At 68.7% G+C, this 22,843-nt stretch carries 20 protein-coding genes; 10 read left to right on the forward strand and 10 right to left on the reverse strand.

Annotation, left to right across the window (positions count from 1 at the left end; all coding sequences use genetic code 11):
• The first annotated feature begins 4 nt into the window (after positions 1-4).
• Together ACWPN5_RS12775 and rpoH are read left to right on the forward strand one after the other, a co-directional pair.
• Positions 5-1,057 carry an RluA family pseudouridine synthase gene (locus ACWPN5_RS12775; RefSeq protein ID WP_492295662.1) on the forward strand — a complete coding sequence of 351 codons (1,053 nt, stop codon included), beginning with the start codon at positions 5-7 and terminating at the stop codon, positions 1,055-1,057.
• A gap of 183 nt (positions 1,058-1,240) precedes the next feature.
• Entirely contained in the window at positions 1,241-2,125 is an 885-nt protein-coding gene (rpoH, locus tag ACWPN5_RS12780; RefSeq protein WP_145688950.1) for an RNA polymerase sigma factor RpoH, read from the forward strand.
• Between the two features lie 160 nt (positions 2,126-2,285).
• On the opposite strand, the gene ACWPN5_RS12785 is transcribed toward rpoH, so the two are convergent.
• From ACWPN5_RS12785 to ACWPN5_RS12800, 4 genes are all read right to left on the reverse strand, one after another.
• Complete coding sequence (locus ACWPN5_RS12785) at positions 2,286-2,813, reverse strand: hypothetical protein (protein ID WP_145688949.1); 528 nt, start codon at positions 2,811-2,813, stop codon at positions 2,286-2,288.
• 34 nt (positions 2,814-2,847) lie between these two features.
• Positions 2,848-4,890, reverse strand: a complete 2,043-nt coding sequence (locus ACWPN5_RS12790) for a serine/threonine-protein kinase (protein WP_492295665.1) — start codon at positions 4,888-4,890, stop codon at positions 2,848-2,850.
• A 200-nt stretch (positions 4,891-5,090) separates the two neighbouring features.
• A complete protein-coding gene (locus tag ACWPN5_RS12795) occupies positions 5,091-6,383 on the reverse strand; it encodes an adenylosuccinate synthase (RefSeq protein WP_014240872.1) in 1,293 nt (430 codons plus the stop codon).
• A gap of 87 nt (positions 6,384-6,470) precedes the next feature.
• Positions 6,471-7,634: an ATP phosphoribosyltransferase regulatory subunit gene (locus tag ACWPN5_RS12800; RefSeq protein ID WP_492295667.1), complete on the reverse strand. Its 1,164-nt coding sequence runs from the start codon at positions 7,632-7,634 to the stop codon at positions 6,471-6,473.
• A 293-nt stretch (positions 7,635-7,927) separates the two neighbouring features.
• On the opposite strand from ACWPN5_RS12800, the gene ACWPN5_RS12805 reads away from it, so the two are divergent.
• Together ACWPN5_RS12805 and ACWPN5_RS12810 are read left to right on the forward strand one after the other, a co-directional pair.
• Positions 7,928-9,826, forward strand: coding sequence for a hypothetical protein (locus ACWPN5_RS12805; RefSeq protein WP_492295669.1), 1,899 nt, complete (start codon positions 7,928-7,930; stop codon positions 9,824-9,826).
• On the forward strand, positions 9,760-11,235 hold the full coding sequence (locus ACWPN5_RS12810; protein ID WP_492295671.1) for a TrkH family potassium uptake protein: 1,476 nt from the start codon (positions 9,760-9,762) through the stop codon (positions 11,233-11,235). Before ACWPN5_RS12805 ends, ACWPN5_RS12810 begins: the two co-directional genes overlap by 67 nt.
• Before the next feature lie 32 nt (positions 11,236-11,267).
• Here ACWPN5_RS12810 and ACWPN5_RS12815 read toward each other — a convergent pair whose 3' ends face one another.
• The 4 genes from ACWPN5_RS12815 to ACWPN5_RS12830 form a co-directional block, all read right to left on the reverse strand.
• Positions 11,268-11,621: a type II toxin-antitoxin system RelE/ParE family toxin gene (locus ACWPN5_RS12815; protein ID WP_145688946.1), complete on the reverse strand. Its 354-nt coding sequence runs from the start codon at positions 11,619-11,621 to the stop codon at positions 11,268-11,270.
• The gene (locus tag ACWPN5_RS12820) at positions 11,602-11,874 is read right to left on the reverse strand and encodes a ribbon-helix-helix domain-containing protein (protein ID WP_145688945.1); all 273 of its coding nucleotides are present in this window, start codon (positions 11,872-11,874) and stop codon (positions 11,602-11,604) included. Before ACWPN5_RS12820 ends, ACWPN5_RS12815 begins: the two co-directional genes overlap by 20 nt.
• A 53-nt stretch (positions 11,875-11,927) precedes the next feature.
• The gene (locus tag ACWPN5_RS12825; protein WP_492295674.1) at positions 11,928-13,088 is read right to left on the reverse strand and encodes a phosphoserine transaminase; all 1,161 of its coding nucleotides are present in this window, start codon (positions 13,086-13,088) and stop codon (positions 11,928-11,930) included.
• A 73-nt stretch (positions 13,089-13,161) separates the two neighbouring features.
• A complete protein-coding gene (locus tag ACWPN5_RS12830) occupies positions 13,162-14,298 on the reverse strand; it encodes a sialidase family protein (protein ID WP_492295675.1) in 1,137 nt (378 codons plus the stop codon).
• 137 nt (positions 14,299-14,435) lie between these two features.
• Between ACWPN5_RS12830 and ACWPN5_RS12835 the strand changes: the two genes are divergently transcribed.
• Positions 14,436-15,452, forward strand: coding sequence for a radical SAM/SPASM domain-containing protein (locus ACWPN5_RS12835; RefSeq protein ID WP_145688941.1), 1,017 nt, complete (start codon positions 14,436-14,438; stop codon positions 15,450-15,452).
• 33 nt (positions 15,453-15,485) lie between these two features.
• On the opposite strand, the gene ACWPN5_RS12840 is transcribed toward ACWPN5_RS12835, so the two are convergent.
• Positions 15,486-16,832 (reverse strand): YihY family inner membrane protein, encoded by a 1,347-nt coding sequence (locus ACWPN5_RS12840; RefSeq protein WP_492295678.1) that lies wholly within the window; start codon positions 16,830-16,832, stop codon positions 15,486-15,488.
• 136 nt (positions 16,833-16,968) lie between these two features.
• Here ACWPN5_RS12840 and fabI point away from each other — a divergent pair, with 136 nt between their 5' ends.
• From fabI to ACWPN5_RS12860, 4 genes are all read left to right on the forward strand, one after another.
• On the forward strand, positions 16,969-17,817 hold the full coding sequence (gene fabI / locus ACWPN5_RS12845; protein WP_014240881.1) for an enoyl-ACP reductase FabI: 849 nt from the start codon (positions 16,969-16,971) through the stop codon (positions 17,815-17,817).
• A 200-nt stretch (positions 17,818-18,017) separates the two neighbouring features.
• Positions 18,018-19,154, forward strand: a complete 1,137-nt coding sequence (locus tag ACWPN5_RS12850) for a hypothetical protein (protein WP_247888427.1) — start codon at positions 18,018-18,020, stop codon at positions 19,152-19,154.
• 95 nt (positions 19,155-19,249) lie between these two features.
• Positions 19,250-20,326 carry a chorismate synthase gene (gene aroC / locus ACWPN5_RS12855; RefSeq protein ID WP_145688930.1) on the forward strand — a complete coding sequence of 359 codons (1,077 nt, stop codon included), beginning with the start codon at positions 19,250-19,252 and terminating at the stop codon, positions 20,324-20,326.
• A gap of 47 nt (positions 20,327-20,373) precedes the next feature.
• Positions 20,374-20,910 (forward strand): invasion associated locus B family protein, encoded by a 537-nt coding sequence (locus ACWPN5_RS12860; protein ID WP_492295681.1) that lies wholly within the window; start codon positions 20,374-20,376, stop codon positions 20,908-20,910.
• A 9-nt stretch (positions 20,911-20,919) separates the two neighbouring features.
• On the opposite strand, the gene ACWPN5_RS12865 is transcribed toward ACWPN5_RS12860, so the two are convergent.
• Positions 20,920-22,014, reverse strand: coding sequence for a response regulator (locus ACWPN5_RS12865; RefSeq protein WP_145688914.1), 1,095 nt, complete (start codon positions 22,012-22,014; stop codon positions 20,920-20,922).
• Between the two features lie 230 nt (positions 22,015-22,244).
• Between ACWPN5_RS12865 and ACWPN5_RS12870 the strand changes: the two genes are divergently transcribed.
• Entirely contained in the window at positions 22,245-22,817 is a 573-nt protein-coding gene (locus ACWPN5_RS12870) for a peroxidase-related enzyme (RefSeq protein WP_114860769.1), read from the forward strand.
• Positions 22,818-22,843 lie beyond the last annotated feature (26 nt).

Here is a 22,843-nt window from a genome sequence, read left to right on the forward strand (position 1 = left end):
AACGATGCCCGAACGCACCGAATTCGACGATGATGAGGACGAATACACCGGAACGCAGGACGGCGAAACCGGCGAAGGCACGCGGCAGCGCTGGACCGTTCCGGACGACGCCGGCGGCCAGCGGCTCGACAAGGCCCTGGCCACCGGCCTTCCCGGCCTGTCGCGGTCGCGCGTGCAGGCGCTGCTGGAGAAGGGCTGCGTGCAGGTCGGCACCGGGCGGACGGTCACCGACCCGTCCATGAAGGTCAAGCCCGGACAAACTTTCGACGTTTTCATACCCGAAGCTGAACCTGCACAGCCCGAGGCCCAGGACATACCCCTGGACGTGGTCTACGAGGATGAGGACGTGTTGGTGATCGACAAGCCCGCGGGCATGGTGGTCCACCCCGCCGCCGGCAATCCGGACGGCACGCTGGTCAACGCCCTGCTCGCCCATTGCGGCGACAGCCTGTCGGGGATCGGCGGCGTGCGGCGTCCGGGCATCGTCCACCGCCTCGACAAGGACACCAGCGGCCTGATGGTCGTCGCCAAGAACGACCGCGCGCACCACGCGCTGACGGAGCAGTTCTCCGGCCGCACGCTCAGCCGCACCTACCAGGCGCTGGTCTGGGGGGTCCCCTCCCCGCGCGAGGGCCGGATCGAGGGCAACATCGGGCGCAGCAGCACCGACCGCAAGAAGATGGCCGTGGTCACCGGCGGCGGGAAGCACGCGGCGACCCGCTACCGCGTCGTCCGCTCCTTCGGCACGGCGCTGGCGCTGGTCGAATGCACGCTGGAGACCGGGCGCACCCACCAGATCCGCGTCCACATGGCGCACATCGGCCACCCCATCGTGGGCGACCCGCTCTACGGCAAGGGGCGTGCCGGCCGCGCCGGCGGCAAGCACGCCTCTGCCCTGCCGGAACCCGATCGCGAGCGGTTTGTTGGCTTTCCACGGCAGGCGTTGCACGCCGTGGGATTGACCTTCCGCCATCCCGCAACAGGGGAGACGGTGCGCTTCCAGGCGCCTCTACCCACGGATATTAAAGATTTGTCAGATTTCTTAGAATCCCTGTAATCCACTATACCCGCGCGCAGAAGTCGGTTATTCTTCGCGTCAACAGCCACCAGCGCTCACGCTTGCATCCGGGACCATCCCCGGCGGATCGAACGGGCAAGCGGACGGCGAGGCGGCGCAGAACAGTGAACGGCCGTGTGCCCGTGAGAAGGCACGAACAACAGCCGTCGGAGAGGGTCCAACATGGCGACGATATCCAGCGTTCCGGTCATCAGTTCCGAAAGCAACCTCTCGCGCTACCTCCAGGAAATCCGCAAGTTCCCCATGCTCGCGGCGGAGGAGGAGTACATGCTGGCCAAGCGCTGGCAGGAGATCGAGGATTCGGACGCCGCGCACAAGCTGGTGACCAGCCATCTGCGGCTCGTGGCGAAGATCGCCATGGGCTACCGCGGCTACGGCCTGCCGCTGTCGGAGCTGATCTCCGAGGGCAACGTGGGCATGATGCAGGCGGTGAAGCGGTTCGACCCCGACCGCGGCTTCCGGCTGGCGACCTACGCCATGTGGTGGATTCGCGCCGCCATCCAGGAATACATCCTGCACAGCTGGTCGCTGGTGAAGATGGGCACCACGGCGGCCCAGAAGAAGCTGTTCTTCAACCTGCGCCGCCTGAAGGGCCAGATGCAGGCCATCGAGGAGGGCGACATGTCGCCCGAGCAGGTGCGCCACATCGCCACGACGCTCGACGTGCCGGAGCAGGACGTCGTCAACATGAACCGCCGCCTCGGCGCGCCCGACCATTCGCTGAACGCGCCGTTGCGCGCCGACAGCGAGGGCGAGTGGCAGGACTGGCTGGTCGACGAGACGGCGAACCAGGAAATCTCGCTCGCCGAGAACGAGGAGCTGGGCAAGCGGCGCAAGCTGCTGACCGCGGCCATGGAGAATCTGAACGAGCGCGAGCGCGACATCCTGGAGGAGCGCCGCCTGCGCGACAACCCGACCACGCTGGAGGATCTGTCGCAAAAGTACGGCATCAGCCGCGAGCGTGTCCGCCAGATCGAGGTGCGCGCCTTCGAGAAGCTCCAGAAGGCCATCCGCAACGCCGCGGTGGAGCAGAAGCTGGCCGGGTGACGGTCTCATCTTAACCCTCTCCCCTCCGGGGAGAGGGTGTCCGCGAAGCGGGCGGTGAGGGGGTTGCGCTTTTGCCGAACGTCCCGCCACGCGCACCCCCCTCACCCTAACCCTCTCCCCAGAGGGGAGAGGGAATATCGGAAGCGATCGGGTGGTACCCTCACGCCCCCGCGGGTTCGGCCAGTTGGTCGTGCTCGTCCGGCGACAGGCCGCCGGCCTCGTCGAACAGGTCGCCGGCGACCTCCGGCCCCCACTCCTGGACCAGCCCGACCTTCACGTCCTTCAGCGCGCCGACCCGCTTCTCGGCGCGCATCACCTCGAAATTCGCCACCATCGGCGGGATGCCGAAATAGAGCGCCCAGCCGATCGCCGCGGCGCCATACATCACCAGCCAGGACAGCGGGTCCATGAAGATCTTCCCCGCGGCGCCGATGGTGTGGTTGTGCTTCCACAGCTCGATGGCGTAGGGCATGCAGCCGCAGAAGTTCAGCCCGCCGACGGTGATCGGCGCCGACTTCTCGGGGTCGCGGTCGGTGACGTAGGCGACGATGGTCGGGATCATGCCGATGCCGAACAGGATCGAGGTGGGCAGCACCACCAGACCCGCCGGGATGATCAGCAGGATCAGCGTCAGCATGCTGCCCTTGCGCTTCTTCTTCTTCCCGCCGCTCTTGCCGCCGCGCGCCATTAGGGGTCCCCGATCCTTGGTTTGAAGGCCGCCGTCAGAAGGCGAAGAAGAGGATGATGCCGCCGACCAGGAGGGTCGAGAGCAGGCTCGACACGATGGCCGCAACCTGCCGGCCGGAGGATTCGATGATGCTGTTCCGGTCGCCGATGCTCTGCCGCAGCTTGTTGATCTCGGCGTCGGCCTCGCGGTAGGCGATCTGGGCGGCCTCGAACTCCAACTTGTCGCGGCGCAGCGCGTCCGGATCGTCGACGATCTTCAGCAGGTCGCCGAGCCTTCCGTTGTGGGCCGCGGAATCAGCCAGCTTGCGCACGTTGTCCTGGTGCGGCCGGCTGTGGAAGCGGCGGAAGGCCGGATCGAGCAGCGACACCACCCAGGCGGCGAGGTGCGACAGCCCGTCGGTGCCGGTGCGCGCCTGCACGTCGGCCAGGATGGTCAGCATGGCGATCACCCGGCGCATCGGCTCGATGCTGGAACCGAGCTGGGTGTAGAGCATCTCGTCGGTCCGCCGGTGCCGCACCGCCAGGAAGGCGGCGATGTGGCGGTCGATTGGGTCCTTGTGCCGCTCGCTCCCCGCCCCGGTCCAGTCGAGCGCGCGCAGCAGTTCCGACGGGTTGGTCGGCATCTGCTTGGCGACCAGCGGGCTGATGCAGGGCATGGTCGGGTTCATCTCATACAGGACGCGCTCCACCCCCAGCCCGTGGCCCGTGCGGTCCAGCAGGCCGCGGACCTGGTCGAAGTTCTGCACCATCGGCACGAACTCCGGCTTGAAGTCGCTCTGCACGCTCACCCAGAACATGGGCAGCTGGTTGGCCAGCACCTCGGCCGAGGGCTGGGGCGACTCGCCGCGCAGGAAGGCGTCGGCCAGCATGGTGCCGATGCCGTCGGGCATCATCGCCTTGCCGCGGTAGCGGATGGGCGCCGCGGGGTCGAGCGCCATGCAGACGCGCGAGACCAACCGTTCGGCCATGCTGCCGCCCTTGCCGGTGGTCGATGCGGTCTGCACCGCGTTCGCCACCGCCTCCGCCCGCGCGTCGTCGCCCATGGAGCGGCGCAGCCACTTGTCCAGCTCGCCGCCCTCGATGACCGTGGCCGCCGGCGCCACATGGCGGGCGAAGGCGCGGGCCAGCGTGCGGCAATGCCAGTAATCCTGCCCCTGGAACTCCAGCGGCCGCGCGGCGCGGCGCGGCACCTGCGGCTGCTTCGGGCTGAGGCGGCGGCCGGCGACCCACAGGTCGAGGTCCTGGAGCGTCCAGCGCTGCTTGGGATCGTCGACCAGCAGGCCGCGGATCACCTCGCTGATGGCCAGCGGAAGGCGCATCTGGCCGACCAGCGCCGGGTAGGAGCCACGCTCGATCTTCGCCTGGAGGATCGCCTCGTCCTCCGCCGCCCCCACCGGGTTGCGCCCCAGCAGCAGGAGCAGCAGCGTGACGCCCAGCGAATAGAGGTCGTCGGCCATGGTGCCGGTGCCGCGCCCGGCCGGCGAGGCCATGCCGCGCTCCACCGTCTCCAGCAGGACCGTCTGCCCGTAGCCCGGCGGAGTGGACAGGCATTCGCCCAGCATCAGGCTGCTGGAGGCCAGATCGCGGTAGTAGAGGTTGGTCGGGCGGATCGCGCCATGGACCACGCCGCGGCTCGACAGCTCCTTCAGCGCGGCGACCAGCGGGTGGATGATCTGCCGGGTCAGATGGTCTTCGGGGATCGGGTCCGTGGCTTCGGTCAGGCTGCCCATCAGCCGCTTGCCCGCCGGACGCTCGAAGATCATGCAGAGGCGCCGCCCCTGGCTCGCCGGCCAGTCCACCATGCCCCAGTCGAGCAGGCGCATGTGGGCCGGGTTGTCGAGGCTGGCGACGGTGGCGGCGATGTCGGTGCGCGCCAGCGTGGCGCCGTGGGCGATCAGGGCGAAGGCTTCTGAGCGCTTGTCACGCAGCGGCTTGGCCGTAAAGGCGCTGCCGCCGATGGTGTTGAGCGCGGCGAGCGGCGCGCTGGGAAGGATCTCGTACCGCTCGGCCAGCTTGACCGGGTCGGCGTTCGCCATCATCCGATCCGCGGCGGCTGCGGTCATGGCATCGGATGGCATGGCGTTCGAATCCCCGGAGCCTGCGAGCGTGTGCCAGCCTTAGTCGCTCGAAAAGGGCAAACAAATTGTTAACGCGGGGAAAGTGGTCGCGACGGGCCCCTCCCCGGCCCTCCCCCGCTTCGCGGGAGAGGGAGATCGTCCCCTCCCTCACCGAAGGTGGGGGAGGGTTAGGGAGGGGGCCCGAAGCCTACACCTTCACATCAATCCTGGAACGGGTCGTTCATCAGGATGGTGTCGTCGCGCTCCGGGCTGGTGGACAGCAGGGCCACCGGAGCCTGGATCAACTCCTCCACATGACGGACGTACTTCACCGCCTGGGCCGGCAGCTCCGCCCAGGAGCGGGCGCCCTGGGTGCTGTCCTTCCAGCCTTCGAAGGTCTCGTAGATCGGCTCGACGCGGGCCTGGGCGCCGGCGTTGGCCGGGAAGTAATCCAGCTCCTGCCCGTCCAGGCGGTAGCCGACGCAGACCTTGATCTCGTCGAAGCCGTCCAGCACGTCCAGCTTGGTCATGGCGATGCCGTCGATGCCGCCGGTCTTCACCGCCTGGCGGACCATCACGGCGTCGAACCAGCCGCAGCGGCGCTTGCGCCCGGTGACCACGCCGAACTCCTTGCCGCGCTGGCCGATCAGCTCGCCGACGTCGTCGAACAGCTCGGTCGGGAACGGGCCGGAACCGACGCGGGTGGTGTACGCCTTGCAGATGCCCAGCACATAGCCGACGGCGCGCGGGCCCATGCCGCTGCCGGCGGCGGCGTTGCCGGCCACCGTGTTGGAGGAGGTGACGTACGGATAGGTGCCGTGGTCGATGTCGAGCATCTGGCCCTGCGCGCCTTCGAACAGGATGCGCTTGCCGGCGCGGCGCAGCTCGTCCAGCGTCTTCCAGACGACCGAGGCGTAGGGCAGCACCTGCGGGGTGATCTCGCGCAGCGGGTCCAGGATGTCGGCCGGGGTCATCTCCGGCGCGCCCAGGCCGCGGAGCAGCAGGTTGTGGTGGGCCAGCAGGGCGTCCACCTTCTCCTTCAGCACCGCCTCGTCGCCGAGGTCGCACAGGCGGATGGCCCGGCGGGCCACCTTGTCCTCATAGGCCGGGCCGATGCCGCGGCCGGTCGTGCCGATCTTGCCGGCGCCGCGGGCCTCCTCGCGCGCCTTGTCGAGCGCGCTGTGGACCGGAAGGATCAGCGGGACGTTCTCTGCGACCTGGAGCGTGGCGGGGGACACGTCCACGCCCTGGCTCTTGATCGCCGTCACTTCGCGGATGAAGGCCCAGGGGTCGAAGACGACGCCGTTGCCGATGATCGACAGCTTGTTGGAGCGAACCACGCCCGAAGGCAGCAGGCTCAGCTTGTACGTCACGCCGTTGATCACCAGCGTGTGGCCGGCGTTGTGACCGCCCTGGAAGCGCACCACCACGTCGGCCCGGCTGGACAGCCAGTCGACGATCTTGCCCTTGCCCTCGTCGCCCCACTGGGCGCCGACCACCGCCACGTTGGCCATGTGTGTCTCCGCAAAAAAAGAAGGCAGAAAGAAACGTTGCCCATGCAAAGGCGCCCCCGCGGCGCGGGGGTCGCCACTCGTGAAGTCTCAGGTCAGCGGCGTGACCGTGCCGCCGTCCAGCCGATGGCCGCAGTCCAGCCGCCGGGCCTCCGCCGCTGCGTCCGCCACGGGGGCCAGCCCCGCCACGGTGATCCAGCCCTCGGCGCGCAGCTTGCCCGCCGCGGCCCAGGAGGTGCCATGCGGCACATAAACGCGCTTGGCCGGCTCCGGCGCCGGAACGGCGCGCAGGAGCGTGTCCATGTAGAGGGTGAAGCCGGTCCCCGGCTCGCCCTCCTCCTCCACGCCGGGACGCACCCCGGCGCGGTAGCGGCCCCCCGCCCCCAGTTCGCCGCGCACGTCGCGCGCGAACAGGGTGAAGCTGAGGCCGGTCTGGTATTCGAAGCCGCGATGCTCCACCAGATCGACGGTGATCGTCAGATCGGGGCGCGCGGCGCGCAACAGGCGCAGGGCATCGGTCAGGCGGCGCCGGTCCTTCTCCGCCGTTTCCGGCAGCAGCAGCGCCGACAGCACCTCCATGGCGCGTTCCGCCGGGCCGGAGGCGGCCATCAGCGTTTGCAGCAGCGAGGCCGCCGGACCGCCGACCGCGCTCACCGCCGCGGCGTCCTTCTTGTCCAGCGCCTCGCGCAGGCGGGCGGTCTCCTCCTCGCCGAGCCCGAGGCCGCGGCAGACGCGCGCCACCATGGTCGGAACGCAGAGGTCGACGGACAAGTGCCGCACCCCCACCCCTTCCAGGGCGTGGGCGGCGAGCAGGATCACCTCGGCGTCCGCCTCGGCCTCCAGCGGGCCGATCAGCTCGACGCCGACCTGGGTGATCTGCCGCTCCGGACGGAGCTGCGAGCCCTTCACGCGCAGCACCGGCCCGGCGTAGCACAGCCGCACCGGGCGGGCGCCATTCTTCAGCCGGGTGGTGGCGATGCGCACGATCTGCGGGGTGATGTCGGCGCGCACGGCCATCATGCGCTGCGACAGCGGGTCCATCAGCCGGAAGGTCTGCTTCGCCATGGCGGCGCCGGAGCCGGACAGCAGATTGTCCTCGAACTCGACCAGCGGCGGCTCGACGCGCTCATAGCCGTGGGCCGTGAAGTCCGCCAGCAGGCGCGCCACCGCCGCCGCTTCGTGCGCCGCTTCGGGCGGCAGCACGTCGTGCAGGCCGGCGGGCAACAGGGCGGAACTCAGGGAATCAGCGGGCATGGCCTGCGTCGTCTCGTCGAATGGGTGGCAAACCGTCGGCATGGCGAGAGCCCGCAAGTCCGATGGGCATGCGGTGCTCGGGCATACGGAGCGGGTCAATACCCCACCCCGCCTTCCTCATGCAAACGGAAAAGCCCCGCAGCCTGTGCCCGTCTCCCCTGCGCCGGCCACAGGCGCCGGTTCGGGGCGGTTCGAAACATGAATGCATTCCAATCGAATCTTTGTTGAGTTTGATGCGAAATCTCCGGCATCCTGTGTACGAACCGTGCCAGCAGCAGCGGGGCAATGGCACCATGGCACGCCCGTCCGCCAGCTACGAAGTGCAGATCTATCAGCAGGACCACTGGGTCCTCGACGGCCGCTTCGACACCGAGGCGGAGGCGCTGGTCTTCGGCCGCAAGGCGCTGTCCGGCGGCAAGGTCGAGGGCATCCGGGTGGTGCGCGACTGGCGGCGTCCGGACGGCCGCCATGTCGAAACGGAAGTCCATGTGGAGTTCCGTCAGGTCTCACGCACGGTGGCCGCCTCCCTGATCGACGAGGCGCCTGGGCTCTGCCTCACGCTCGACCATTGCTACGGCGTGCAGAGCCGGATGACGATGAACCGCGTCCTGCGCAGTTATGTGGAGCGCGCCGTCGTCACCCCGACCGAGGTGCTGCACAATCACGCGGAGCTGGCGCGGCTTCTCAACACCGACAACCTCGTGCCGACGGCCGTCGGGCGGGTCGCCACCCTGCAGGCGGAGAAGGCCGGGACGGACGGGCGCGGGCGGCGCGACGCGCTGAACCTGCTGATGCATGAACTGACCGACCGGGCGCGGGTCGCCGCCGCGCGCAAGGACCTGCCGGCCATCGCCGCCACCGGCTTCCGCCCCATGTTCGACCGGCTGGATTCCAGCCTGCCGGCGGCGGAGCGCGACTTCCTCGCCCGCGTCGTGCTGTCGCGCGAGCTGGTGCAGATGCGCAACTGGCTGGCCAAGCTGGATTTCCTGGGGGAATTGGCGCGGGAGGACGGGGCGGCGGCCGACCGCCCGCTGGGGCTGCTCGACGGGGTGATCGCCGATGTTCTGGGCGCCCCGTCCGTCGCGCAGGAGCTTCTGGGCGTCCAGGGCAGCCTCGCGGAGGCGCTGTGCAACCTGATCGATCTGTCGCGGGGCCGCCTGTCACCGGCCAAGCGGGCGGAGGGCGACCGCGCCATCCAGTTGAACGAGCTTCTCGCCTTCCACGACCTCGACCAGACGCGGCTGGTCATCCTGGATCTGGTGCGCCGCCAGTTGAAGGGCACGCAGCCGCTCTACCGCTCCGACCCGTCGCTGGAGATGGAGGCCTTCCAGGAGATCCTCAAGCGCACGCTCGGCCCCGACGGGCCGGCCGGGGGCGGGCCGATGGCCGAGGCGCTGGTCCTGCGCTACCTGCGCTTCCTGGAGGGCGGCGGGGCGCCGGGACGCAAGCAGGCCATCGCGGAGGTGGCCGGCCGCATCCCCGACGCACGGGACCGCGTGCGCTTCCTTCTGGCGCTGGCCGACTCCGACCTCGGCCATGGGCACGCCGGGGACATCGCCCGGCTGCTGCACGCGCTGACCGGCAACCCGGCGGGCTATGGCCGCTTCGTCCACCCCCGTCTGCCGCCCCGCGACAATCTGGAAGCCCTGACTCTGCTCTATTGCGAGGCCGCCGAGTTCGGCTCTGCCGGAGGAGCCGCGGACCCGCCTGACCGGCGACCTCGACGCGCTTCTGGTGGCCTACATCACCGAAGAGCGCGTGGTGGAACGGCTGGACGATCCCGGCGATTCCCTGCGGCTGCGGGCGAACCGTCTGCTGCAGGTCTGCGCGCCGGGAATCCTGCGCAGCCGGCGGGCCCTGGAGATGGTCCGGCGCCGCGTCGTCGAGCATCTCCGCCAGCCGCAGTTCGACCGGAAGTACGTGGAGGACCTGCCCGACGCGGCGGCGCAGCAGCGCGCCCTGCGGGAGTTCTACCGGATGTTGGGAGAAGCCGGCTTCGTCTGACCCTCGAACGGGACACAACCCGATGCGGATGGACAGCACCGGGCCCTTTGGATAATCAGCGCATCACATCGGGAAAGACGGGGCGCCGCCATCGGCCTCCGCGGCGACGAAGGGCACAGCCTTGGGCAATGGCGTCGGCAATGGAATTGCGCTGGGACCGGTCTTCCACATCATCGGCATCCTTCTGACCATCCTGGGGCTCGGCATGCTGGTGCCGGCCCTGGCCGACGCCGCGGCGGGCAACCGCGACTGGACGGCCTTCGCCGGTTCCAGCGCGGCGACCCTGGCGGTCAGCGGCGGCATGGTCCTGGCGACGTCGAGCAAGGAGCACGCGCGCTTCACGGTGAAGCAGCATTTCCTGCTGACCACGCTGTCCTGGTGCGTCCTGGCGGCCTTCGGCGCCCTGCCCTTCATGATCTCCGCCGCGCGCCTGTCCTTCACCGACGCCTATTACGAGGCGATGTCGGGTCTCTCCACCACCGGTGGCACGGTCATCGTCGGGCTGGACGACGCCCCGCCGGGGGTCCTGCTGTGGCGGTCGCTGCTGAACTGGTTCGGCGGCGTCGGCATCATCGTCATGGCCATCGCCGTGCTGCCCATCCTGCGGGTCGGCGGCATGCAGCTCTTCCGCACCGAGTCCTCCGACAAGGGCGACAAGCCCTTCGCCACGGTGCAGGACACAGCGGGGGCCATCGCCATGATCTATCTGGCGCTGACCATCCTGTCGGCGGCGGCCTACCATCTGGCCGGCATGACGTGGTTCGACGCGATCAACCACGCCATGGCCTCCATCGCCACCGGCGGCTTCTCGACGAAGGACGCCTCGCTCGGCTGGTTCGATTCCCATGCGGTGCTGTGGGTGGCGACCGTTTCGATGATCTCCGGGGCCTTGCCCCTGACCTGGTACATCCGCCTGCTGCGCGGCCAGCGCAACGCGCCGCTCTCCGGCGACAGCCAAGTGAACGCGCTGCTGGCGATCCTGCTGGTGGCCGGCGTCGCCATGTCCCTGTGGGCCTTCGCCGTGGTCGGCCTGCCCTTCTGGGACGCGCTCAGCCATTCGGCGGTGAACGTCACCTCGATCATCACCGGGACCGGCTTCGTCTCCACCGACTATTCGACCTGGGGCAGCTTCGCCGTCGTCGCCTTTTTCTTCTTCTACTTCATCGGCGGCTGCACCGGATCGACGGCGGGGTCGATCAAAGTCTTCCGCTGGCAGGTGCTGGCGCTGTCGATGCTGAACCAGATGCAGCGGATGCTGAAGCCGAACCGCGTGCTCGTTCCGCTCTATCAGGGCAAGGTGCTGGACGAGGATGTGGTCGGCTCGGTCATCAACCTCGCCTTCGCCTTTATGGCGGCCTTCGGCATCCTGTCGCTGCTGGTCGCCGCGATGGGCGTGGACTACCTGAGCGCGGCCAGCGCCGTCGCTTCCGCGCTCGCCAATGCCGGGCCGGGGCTGGGGCCGGTGGTCGGCCCGTCGGGCACCATGGCCCCCCTGCCCGACGCCGCAAAATGGGTGCTGAGCTTCGCCATGCTGCTGGGCCGGCTGGAGGTCTTCACCGTGCTGGTGCTGATCCTGCCGAGCTTCTGGCGGGACTGAGCGGGCCATGAAAAAGGCCGCGCCGGAGTGGCTCAGCCGCGCAGCCTGTCCAGAATCTGGTGGCTGTGATTCACCCCACCGAAGAAGACGGCGAGAATCCGGACCTCAACCAGCCCTTCATCGACTTCGAAATAGAAGATGAAATTCCGACTGGTCACGGTGCGGATGCCTGATCGGATTTCCGGATGCTCCGTGCCACGATGCGGATGGTCCTCGAACGTCCGCATGTAGGAAAGAGCGTCGTCGATCCGCCCGGCGGCCCGTTCCATCGCGCGCTCCCCATCGTCACCCAGGTCTCGATAAGCCTGAACGAGATGATCCTCGATCAGGTCGAGGTCTCGGGTAACGGAGGCCGCACGGCGGACCTTATAGAGCCGCACGCGCACGCCGCTTGCGCTCCAGCATCGCCTGGGTTTCAGATTCACCGTCATCAAGATCGACGAATGCACCGGCGCGGCGCTGGTCGATCAGGATCCGCAGCGCTTCGATCTCGGCGTTGCTTTTCTCGGTGTCGCGCCGAAGCATGTCGAGACCGCGCTGGAGCACCGCGCTGAGGCTTGGATACTGCCCGGTCTCGACAAGGCTGCGTGCGAAGGCTTCCTGTTCGTCGGTCAGCGAGATCGAGGTCTTCACGGTCATGCGTTGCCCTCCCTCACCAACCAAGTACTACCCAGTAGTACCGACGTCAAGGTTCAGCGCCCGAAGGTCTCCGCCTTGACCGTGGCGAAGGCCCAGTCGAGCCAGGGCAGGACCGCCTCCATGTCCTCGTTCTCCACCGTGGCGCCGCCCCACAGGCGCAGGCCCGGAGGAGCGTCGCGGTAGGAGCCGGCGTCGAAGGCGGCCTCCTCCTTTTCCAGAAGTGCCGCGAGCTTCTTGGCGAAGTCTGCCTGGGCCTCCGGCGTCAGGGCGGTCACCTCGGGGTCGGTGAAGCGCAGGCAGATCGACGTGCAGGAGCGCGTCGCCGGATCGTCCCCCAGGAAGCCGGCCCAGGTCGAGGCCGCCACCCATTCCGAAACGATGCGCAGGTTCTGCTCCGACCGGCGAATGAGCTGGGTCAGGCCACCGACCGACAGCGACCAGCGCAGCCCGTCGATGGCGTCCTCGACGCAGAGCATGGACGGCGTGTTGATGGTGTCGCCGACGAAGATGCCCTCGATCAGCTTGCCGCCACTGGTCAGGCGGAAAATCTTGGGCAGCGGACGGTCGGGCTGGAAGCCCTCCAGCCGCGCCACGGCGCGCGGGCTCAGCACCAACATGCCGTGCGCGGCCTCGCCGCCCAGCACCTTCTGCCAGGACCAGGTGGCGACGTCGATCTTGCTCCAGGGAATGTCCATGGCGAAGGCGGCGGAGGTCGCGTCGCAGATCGACAGCCCCTCACGGTCCGCCGGAATCCAGTCGCCGTCCGGCACCCGCACGCCCGACGTCGTGCCGTTCCAGGTGAACACCACGTCGCGGCGGAAATCGGCCTGCGACAGGTCCGGCAATTCGCCGTAGGGGGCCTGGATGGTCCGCACATCGGACAGGCGGAGCTGCTTGGTGACGTCGGTCACCCACTCCTTGCCGAAGCTCTCCCAAGCCATCATGTCGACGCCGCGCTCACCCAGCAGGTTCCACAGCGCCATTTCCACCGCCCCGGTGTCGGAGCCCGGGACGATGCCGATGCGGTAGTCGCCGGGGATCGCCAGCACGGCGCGGGTGAGGTCGATGACCTCCTTCAGCTTCGCCTTGCCCGGCTTCGAACGGTGGGAGCGGCCGAGCAGCGCGCCATCCAGGGCGTCCAGCGACCAGCCGGGCCGCTTGGCGCAGGGGCCGGAGGAAAACAGCGGGTTCGACGGCCGGCGGGCGGGCTTCATGGACACTCTACTCCCCGGAACATGGGATTGCGGTATGGCCGGGGACGATAGGAGGTGCGCGGAGGCCCGTCAATCAGCCGCTCACGCGCAGCAGCGTCGCCTGGATGTGCCGCGTGCCCGCCGCGTCGCAGATGTAGTAGCAGACCGCCACCCGCCCGTCCGCCAGCACGGTCGCCCAGGGATAGCCGACGTCGGGCGACGGGGCGTCGGCGCGGATGACGATCTCCGGCGCGCTTTCCAGCGTCTCCCGTCGGCAGTCCCAGACCCGGGCGCGCACCCCGTAGGGCTGGTGGCGGTAGCCGTAGACGACGAGCAGCCGCCCGTCGGGCAGCGGGCAGGCGTCGTAGGGATGCCCGATGATCGCGCTCTCGATCCACGGTGCCCAGCTCTCCCCGAGATCGTGGGAGACCGAGGTGGCGAGGTGGTCGCCCAGCCCTGTGGTGCGGTGGAAGGCGACGAGTTGCCCGTCCGCGGTCAGGTGGAGCGCGGTCTCGCAGAAACCGGCCCGACCCGACGGGTCGCGGGCGATGGTGCTGCGCAGCGCCCAGCTTTCCCCCCGGTCGCGGGAGGCGAACAGGTAGCTGGTGTAGGGGCCGCCGGTGTAGGTCGCCATCAGCAGCGTGCCGTCCGGCGCCTCCACCGCCCGGCCACGCACCGCACCGCCCAGCATCGGGCGCAGACCAGGCAGGATCGGCCCCTGGTCAGGCAGTTCCGGCAGGTAGCGGTGGGCCGACCAGTGCCGCCCCCCGTCGTCGCTGAACCGGGTGCTGCCGCCCCAGAACAGAAAGAAGGTGCCCGACGTTTCGGCGTTGCCCAGCAGATGGACGCCCTTCTCGCGCAGGCGCAGCCCGTGGCGCGCCGACATCGGGTACCAGCCGAAGCTGCCCAGGACGATCCGCCCGGAGCGCAGGACCAGCAGGCTGGGGTCCTGGTCGCCCGCCTCCGGGTCGGCGGGCAGCGGCTGCGGCGCGCCCTCCGGCTCGAAATCCGGGGTGAAGCGTTGGATCACGAGGTGGGAGCGCGAGTCCACATGGTCGACGCTGGTGAAGTCGCCGCCGCCCTCCGCCGGCTCCCCGTGAAGCCAGCGGTGGTCGCGGGCACGCCGGAAGGCCACCAGCACCCGCCCGTCGTCCAGAGTCGCCGCGGAGGGAAAGGACGCGTAGAAGCTGCGGTCGCTGTAGACGATGCGATGGGAAAGACTGTCGAGCATGCCCCTGGAATCCACCTTGCGCCCGCGGCATTGGGGGCGCCGGGCCACTGTCCGGTCGCCGGAATGAAGGATTCCTTTACGGTGCGCGTGATCCCTTGCTAGTCACACACTTTCCGCAGCCCTGCCCGGCGAAGGTCATGACCGAAGTGAGCACCGAAACGGCCGCCCCCGCGAACATTCCCTACGGCCGTCACCGCGACCGCAACGACCTGTCGCGGGTGCTGCCGCTGACCACGCCCTTCTCGCTGCTGATCGACCCGTCGAACGGCTGCAACTTCCGCTGCGTCTTCTGCGCCACCGGGAACCCGGAGCTGCTGAAGGAGGTCGGCCGGCCGCGCGGCGCCATGAAGTTCGACCTGTTCAGCAAGATTGCCGACGACATCGCCGAATTCGACGCGCCGATCAAATCCGTCCACCTCTACAAGGACGGCGAGCCGCTGGTGAACACGCGGATCGAACACATGGTCCATCTTCTGAAATCGCGCGGCCTGGCCCGCCATGTCGAGATGACCAGCAACGGCTCCCTGCTGACGCCGGAGCGGGCGGATGCCCTGCTGGCCGCCGGGCTGGACGCCATGCGCGTCTCCGTCTACGGCGCCAGCGACGCCATGTACAAGCGCATCACCCAGCGCTTCGACCGCTTCCAGACCATCGTGGACAATGTGGCCCACCTTTACCGCCGCAAGACGGAGCTGGGCCGCGACTTCCATCTGCACTGCAAGATCATCAACGTGGAGCTGACCGAGGAGGAACGGCAGAGCTTCATCGACACCTTCACGCCGATCGCCGACAGCCTGTTCGTCCATCCCCTGCACGGCGAGGCGCTGGCCGAGGAAAGCGCCTTCGCCGCCGCCCCGGACACCGCCCGCAAGGTCTGCTCGGAACCCTTCCTCAAGCTGGCCATCAACTTCAACGGCGAGGTGTCGGTCTGCTGCGCCGACTGGAGCATGGGGACCATCGTCGGCAACGTCGCCAAGGAGTCGCTGCGCGACATCTGGAACGGCGAGAGGCTGCGCGACTTCCGGCTGAAGCATCTGGAGGGACGGCGCGACGAGATCGACGCCTGCCGCGGCTGCTCCTACGTCCAGACCCTGCCCGCCGACAACAACCTGGACGGCGTCGCCGCCGACCTCATCGGAAAGTACCGGGCGTAGCGGGCCTCAATAGCCCGCGCCCAGGCTCCGCGCTCAAGGCCAGCGCTTGGCGCGCAGCGGCACCGCGCCGGAGCCTTCCCCTGCGGTCGGTGCGGCATCCTGCGCTTCCGGCTCGCGGGTCTCGGCGTCGAGCGGTTCCGCTTCCAGAAGCCGGTCGGACAGCAGCTCCTTGATCGGCACGCCGAGGATCGCCTCCTGGTCCCGCTCCGCCTGCTCCAGAAGCTGGGCCGTGCGGTCCTGCCAGGGCAGTTCCAGCCCGCCCAGCCCGCGGACGGAGCCGCGCAGGCCGATGCCCAGCGCCTTCATCAGGTCGAACAGCGTGGCCTCGCTGAGGTCGCGGGTGACGACCCAGGCGTTGTGCGTGGTGTGGGCCACCCAATGGGCGTCGCGAAGCTGCTCCAGGATGCCGTCGATCAGCACCGTGCCCACCGGCACGCGCCCGACCAACGTTCGCCGCCGCAGGCCGACGCCCAGCCGCGTGCCCTCCAGCAGCTCGTGCAAAACGGCCAGCGCCAGCCCCAGCCGCTGCGCGGGCAGCAGCCCTTCCGGCCCGCCGCGGGTGATCTTGCCGGCCCGCCATTCGGGCAGCGAGGCGGTGATGACCGCGCCGAACAGCACCGTGGACCAGGCGATGTAGAGCCAGAACAGGAAGATCGGCACGGTCGCCAGCGCGCCGTAGATGGTCTGGTAGGCGGGGAACTCCTTCATGTACATGGCGAAGCCCGCCTTGGACGTCTCCAGCAGCAGCGAGGCGACCGCCCCGCCGCAGGCGGCGTCCATCCAGCCGACGTCCCGGTTCGGGATGATGACGTAGAGCAGCGTGCAGCCGACGAGTTGCAGCATGAAGGGCAGGATCGCCCCGATCCCCACCAGCGGGTCGGCGAAGCCCTCCAGATGGGCGAACTGCAGCACCGCCCACAGGGTGCTGGACAGCGACAGGCTGGCGCCGGCGAACAGCGGGCTCAGCGACACCACCGCCCAGAAGGACAGGATGCGGGTGACGTAGGAGCGCGGCTCCCGCACCCGCCAGACGGTGGCGAAGGAGCCTTCAATGGTCCAGATCAGCAGGACCGCGGACATCGCCAGCCCGACGATGCCGAACACCGGCATCTGCCCGGCGTTCGCCATGAAGGCCGCCAGATATTGCAGGATGGCGTCGCTGTTCTCCGGCACGAGGTTCTTGAACAGCAGCGTCTGGATGCGCGACTGCAGCGCGTTGAAGGCGGGAAAGGCCGAAAAGATCGCGAAGCCGATGGTCATCAGCGGCACCAGCGCCAGCAGCGAGGTGTAGGTCAGCGAGGCCGCGGTCTGGAAGCAGTTGTCGTTGTAGAAGCGCAGGGAGGAATAGGCGATGAAGCCGCCGATTTCCCGAACGCGCACAAAGGGGTTCCACGCCCCTTTCGAAGTGCCTTCGGTTTCAGCCACAGGACGCCTCCCGCCTTGGTTTGACCGGGCCGGTCTTTCGTGTAGGATGCGGCCCACTTTTCAAAGCATACTCTGGATGCACGAGGTACGGATGTCCAACCCGAAGCCGCTCATGGACGGCAAGCGCGGCCTGATCATGGGCGTGGCGAACGATCGGTCGATCGCCTGGGGAATTGCCTCCACGCTGGCGCAGCACGGCGCCGAGCTGGCCTTCACCTATCAGGGTGACGCGCTGCTGAAGCGCGTGAAGCCGCTGGCCGAGCAGGTCAACGCCCCGCTGCTGCTGCCCTGCGACGTCACCGACGAGGCCAGCGTCGACGCGACCTTCGCCGCCATCGAGAAGGAATGGGGCAAGCTGGACTTCCTGGTTCATGCGATCGCTTTTTCCGACAAGAACGAGCTGGACGGCCTCTATCTCGACACGACGCGGGCCAACTTCCTGCGCACGATGGACATCTCCTGCTACTCCTTCACCGCGGTGGCGCAGCGCGCCGTCCCGCTGATGAAGGACGGCGGCAGCCTGCTCACCCTCTCCTACTACGGCGCTGAGCGCGTGATGCCCCACTACAACGTGATGGGTGTCGCCAAGGCCGCGCTGGAGGCGAGCGTGCGTTACCTGGCGGTCGATTTGGGCGGTCGGGACATCCGCGTCAATGCCATCTCCGCCGGCCCGATCAAGACGCTGGCCGCCAGCGGCATCGGTGACTTCCGCTATATCCTGAAGTGGAACGAGCTGAACGCCCCGCTGAAGCGCAACGTCACCATCGGCGAGGTCGGCGGCGCCGGCCTGTTCCTGCTGAGCGATCTCGGCACCGGCGTGACCGGCGAGGTCATGCACGTCGACTCCGGCTACCACACCGTCGGCATGGTCGCGGTGGACGCGGCGGCCGAGGTGTCGCAGCTTCTGGGGTCGCTGGGCGGCGCGGGCAAGCCCGCCTGATCCCAAGGCCCATGGCGACGGCGGGCGCGTCCGGTTCGTTCCGGAACGCCCGCCGGAAACGCCCTTACCCCATTTGAGACATTTTTTACCGAACGTCGTATTACTTACTTTTGCGCGCCGCAGCATACCGCTATTCTTCACACATACGGAAGGTTGCGGAAGGTGACGGTCGGATGCGTGCACGGCGTCAATCGGATTCGGTGTCCCCGATTCTGGAGCAGATTCTCTACGGCGGCTCCAGCGTCTCGATGAATTTGATCACCATCACCCGCGACATTCCCGAAGAAAACCGCCTGTTCCGCGCCCGCGGGTTGAACAAGGCCATTCTCTTCAAGTATCCGAATTTCGACGAGGACGCCGACGATTACGCCAACCCCATCGCCGACGAGGATGAGGACGGCGACGCCGCATCGCGCCCGGTCGAAACCGGCATCTACATTCCGCACAGCGTCGAACACACCGAAGCGGGCGGCCTCGCCATCTATCTGCGCGCCCGCAACAGCAACCTCCTGCTGGCCGAACAGTTCGGCATCGGCGAGGCCAACAGCGAAGCCGCGGCCGCCGACCTGCGCACCCTCACCCTGATCGACAGCGTGCCGTCGCTGGACGCCTTCCTGCTGAAAGCGTGCTTCGAAGGCGAGAAGGTCCCGGTGGACAAGCGTCACTGGGCGATCAGCGACACCGAGGACCAGCAGCTCCGCCGCCTGATCCGGGCGCGCATCGAACCCATCGTGCGCAAGGCCATCGACGGCGGCGGCAGCGGTGCCCAGAGCATCGAACGTTTCCTGGAGGCGATCTGGAATCCCGAGCTTGAGGAGGCCGGCCTGTTCGTCTCGGCCTTCGGCATCGACCGCAGCGAAGCGGACCAGATCTTCAGCGCCTGGAAGGGCACGACCTTCTACGAGTACCAGCTTCGCCGCATCGCGCCGCGGGCGCGGGTCATCCTGAACTGGCTGAAGTCGCGGGAATGCATCCCGGTCGATATCCGCATGCACAAGCCCTATGAAACCCAGCTTCTGATGCACATCGAAAAGGTGGGCAAGCTGCTGGAAACCACGCTGATGGACATCCGGCAGATCCTCGCCGACTACGAGGCGAGCTTCTCCGCCTTCATGGCCGGCCAGCCGGAACCCTTCCGCGACTATCTGCGCAAGATCCGCTCGCATTACTGGCTTCTCGGCTACTGCGTCTCCGCCTTGACCAGCGTGTCCCACCTGGACGCCCGCTGCATGAAGAACAACCCGCAGCGCAAGCTCTACTTCGAAGCCACGCACAAGCTGCTGCGCCAGTTCGAGGTGGCACTCGACCGCCGGCGTGAGCAGAAGGGTGCTTTTTAAGCCCCTCGCGCTTGACGCGCCGGCCGAAACGCCGCAAGAAACGCGCTCCACCGCACGTCGTGCGGACAGATCGTGTCGCATCGGGAGTCCTCGCCATGGCCGGCAACAGCTTCGGAACGCTTTTCCGCTTCACCACCTGGGGCGAGAGCCATGGGCCGGCGATCGGCGTGGTGGTGGACGGCTGCCCGTCGCTGCTCTCCCTGACCGAGGCGGACATCCAGCCCTGGCTCGACAAGCGCCGCCCCGGCCAGTCGCGTTACACCACCCAGCGCCAGGAGCCGGATCAGGTCAGGATTTTGTCCGGCGTGTTCGAAGGGCAGACCACAGGCACGCCGCTCTCGCTGATGATCGAGAACACCGACCAGCGGTCCAAGGACTACAGCGAGATCGCGTCCAAGTTTCGGCCCGGCCACGCCGACTACACCTATTGGAAGAAGTACGGCATCCGCGATTACCGCGGCGGCGGGCGCTCCTCGGCGCGCGAGACGGCCTGCCGCGTGGCGGCGGGTGCCGTGGCGCGCAAGGTGCTGGGCGACGGCGTCACCGTCCGCGGCGCGCTGGTGCAGATGGGTCCGCACACGGTGGACCGCAGCCGCTGGGATTGGGCGGAGGTCGACAACAACCCCTTCTTCTGCCCCGACCCGCAGGCCGCCACCGAATGGGCCGACTATCTGGACGGCATCCGCAAGAGCGGCTCCTCCATCGGCGCGGTGGTGGAGGTCGTGGCCTCCGGCCTGCCCGCCGGGCTCGGCGACCCGCTCTACGACAAGCTGGACGGCGATCTCGCCCGCGCCATGATGACCATCAACGCCGTCAAGGGCGTGGAGATCGGCAACGGCTTCGAGGCCGCCACCCTGACCGGCGAGCAGAACGCCGACGAGATGCGCGCCGGCCCAGACGGCGAGCCGGAGTTCCGGTCCAACCTCGCCGGCGGCATCCTCGGCGGCATCTCCACCGGCCAGGACGTCGTGGTGCGCTTCGCGGTGAAGCCGACCAGCTCCATCCTCACCCCGCGCCAGACGGTCGATCTGCAGGGCAAGGACACCGACATCCTGACCAAGGGCCGCCACGACCCCTGCGTCGGCATCCGCGCCGTCCCGGTCGGCGAGGCGATGATGGCCTGCGTGCTGGCCGACCATCTGCTGCGCCACCGCGCCTACGCGCGGGGCTGACGCCGATGCGGGGACCGGGACGCATCGCGGCTGCATGGCGTGGCGGCGTGATCGCGGGGGTTCTGGTCCTCGCCGCCCTCCCCGCCGCCGCTCAACACGTTCAGGCGCAACCTCCGGCCTTCCGCGAGCATGCGGAAACCTTCAAGGACTGGCGCCTCTACTGCCAAGTGTGGAGCGAGCCGCGCCGTGTCGAATGCGAGCTGCTGTCCCGTCCCGGCAGCGACCGGCGGTCGCGCCTCGTCTGGCTGCGCTCCAGCGAGCGCTGGCTGGAGGGGATGCGTTTCCGGCTGGACGAGCAGACGATGGACCTGTCGAAGATCGTCCGCGTCTGGGTGGATCGGGCGCTGTTCCGACCCGAATACCCGTGCGAACGCTTCGAGTGGGAAACCAACACCTGCGCGGTGATCGATCCGGACACCAACGCCAAGCTGGTCGAGCGGCTGACTCCGGGCAAGGAAGTCTCCGCCGTCGGCTCCGCCCCGGCGGGCGGCAAGGCCGAGGTGCGCTTCTCCCTGAACGGCCTCAAGCCGGCGCTGGAGCGCATGGAGGAAATCCGCCGCGAGGCCGGCATCCGCTGGAAATAGCGGCGGCGCTCAGACCGGATCGCCCTCGCCGTCCGGCTTGGCGTATTTCTTCTTGGCGCGGTCCAGCGAGGCGAGAAGCTGCTGGCCGGTCGCCCCGCCGTCGCCGCTGATCCGCCCGGCCATCACCGCCCGGATGGCGTCCACATGGGCCTTCAGCAGCAGGCGCTCGTTGCCGGTGACAGCCGGGAAGCCGCCCTGCGTCGCCTCGTAGAGCGACTTGGCGATGCGGGTGATCAGCGGGTAGCCGAAGATGCCGCCCTGCCCGCGCATCTCGTGGGCGGAGCGGTTGATCTGCGCCATCACCGCCGGAACCACGGCAGCGTCCACGCCCAGCCGGTCGACGCGGCGGGCCAGTTCGTCCACCTCCGCGGCGATCCAGGTGGCGTAATCGCCGGCCCGGTTCTGGATCTCCGCCTCCGCCGCCGCCAACACCTCGTCGGGCAGGGTCGGCACCGGGTTCTTCGGCGCGATGCCCATCTTGGCGCCCAGCCGGTTGGGCAGGTCGAAATGGACAACCGGAAATCGGTCGATGCCCACCGCCTTGGACGCGCTGTGCACCACCAGGACCTCACCGGGGCCGGTCATGCGGCAGTCCATCGCCACCGGGCGTTGCGTCCGCCGCCGGTCCGGCCCGAAATAGCCCTTGGCGAGGACGAAGCGCCGCGGCCGGGCGATGGCGGCCAGCAGGCGGCTGGCGATGGTGGCGGCGGAGAAGGGCTTGGCGATGAAGTCGGTGGCGCCCAGGTCGCGCGCCTGCTCCACGTAATGGCGGTCGGCGGCGCCGGACAGCATCAGCACGGGCAGGAAACGGTCCGGCGACCGCGGGCTGCAGCGCAGCCAGCGCAGCAGCATCAGCCCGTCCACCTCGGGCATCACCAGATCGGAGAGGATCACGTCCACCGGCGCCGTGCCGGGCGGCAGGGCGGCGCGGCGCTCCTCCAGGAAGCGAATGGCCTCGGCCCCGCCGGGCTCGGCGTGCACCGCGCCGACCCCGATGGTGCGCAGCGTGGCGGTCAGCACGTTGCGGATGAAGGCGCTGTCCTCGACCACCAGAACCGAAAGGAGGCCGAGCCTGGGCGCGCCTCTGGCTCCCGGATCGTTCATCGCTGGAACCACTGCGTTGCAACGGGTCAAGTCTTCGCATGGGCGGCGGCGCTTGGCGAGAGACAACGTACGAAAGGCTGGGTTGCAACCCTCCGGCGAGCCACCGAGCCGCCTGACCGGAGGTGGGGCTTTGCGAAGCGCCGCCACCCGGCTACCCTGTCGGCCAAAACCGCACCGGCCGAAACTGCACCGGCCGAAACGACGCCGACACACCGGAGGAGAGCACCGCAATGCCGCAGCCCGATCATGTCATGGCCCTGCCCGTTCCCGAGACGCCCGACCTCGACCCGGACATGGCTGCCCTCTTCGCCAAGTGCGAGGAAAAGCTGGGCTTCGTCCCCAACGTGCTGCGCGCCTACAGCCTGCGCCCGAAGAAGCTGCGCACCTTCGCCCAGCTCTACAACGAGCTGATGGTCGGCGAGAGCGGCCTGTCCAAGCTGGAGCGGGAAATGATCGCCGTGGTCGTGTCCTCGGCCAACCATTGCTATTACTGCCTCGTCGCCCACGGGCAGGCGGTGCGCAAGCTGTCCGGCGATCCGGAGCTGGGCGAGATGCTCGCCTTCAACTACCGCGCCGCCACGCTGGAACCGCGCCAGCGCGCCATGCTCGATTTCGCGTGGAAGCTGACCAAGGAGCCCTGGACCATGGGCGAGCCGGACCGGCAGGCGCTGCGCGACGCCGGCTTCGGCGAGGAGGACATCTTCGACATCGCCGACACCGCCGCCTTCTACAACATGTCGAACCGCGTCGCCTCGGCGGTGGACATGATGCCGAACCGCGACTACCACAAGCAGGACCGCTGACGCCGCGCAACCACCGGAGCCCCCCG

This window comes from Azospirillum sp. UENF 211521 (genome assembly GCF_058780535.1).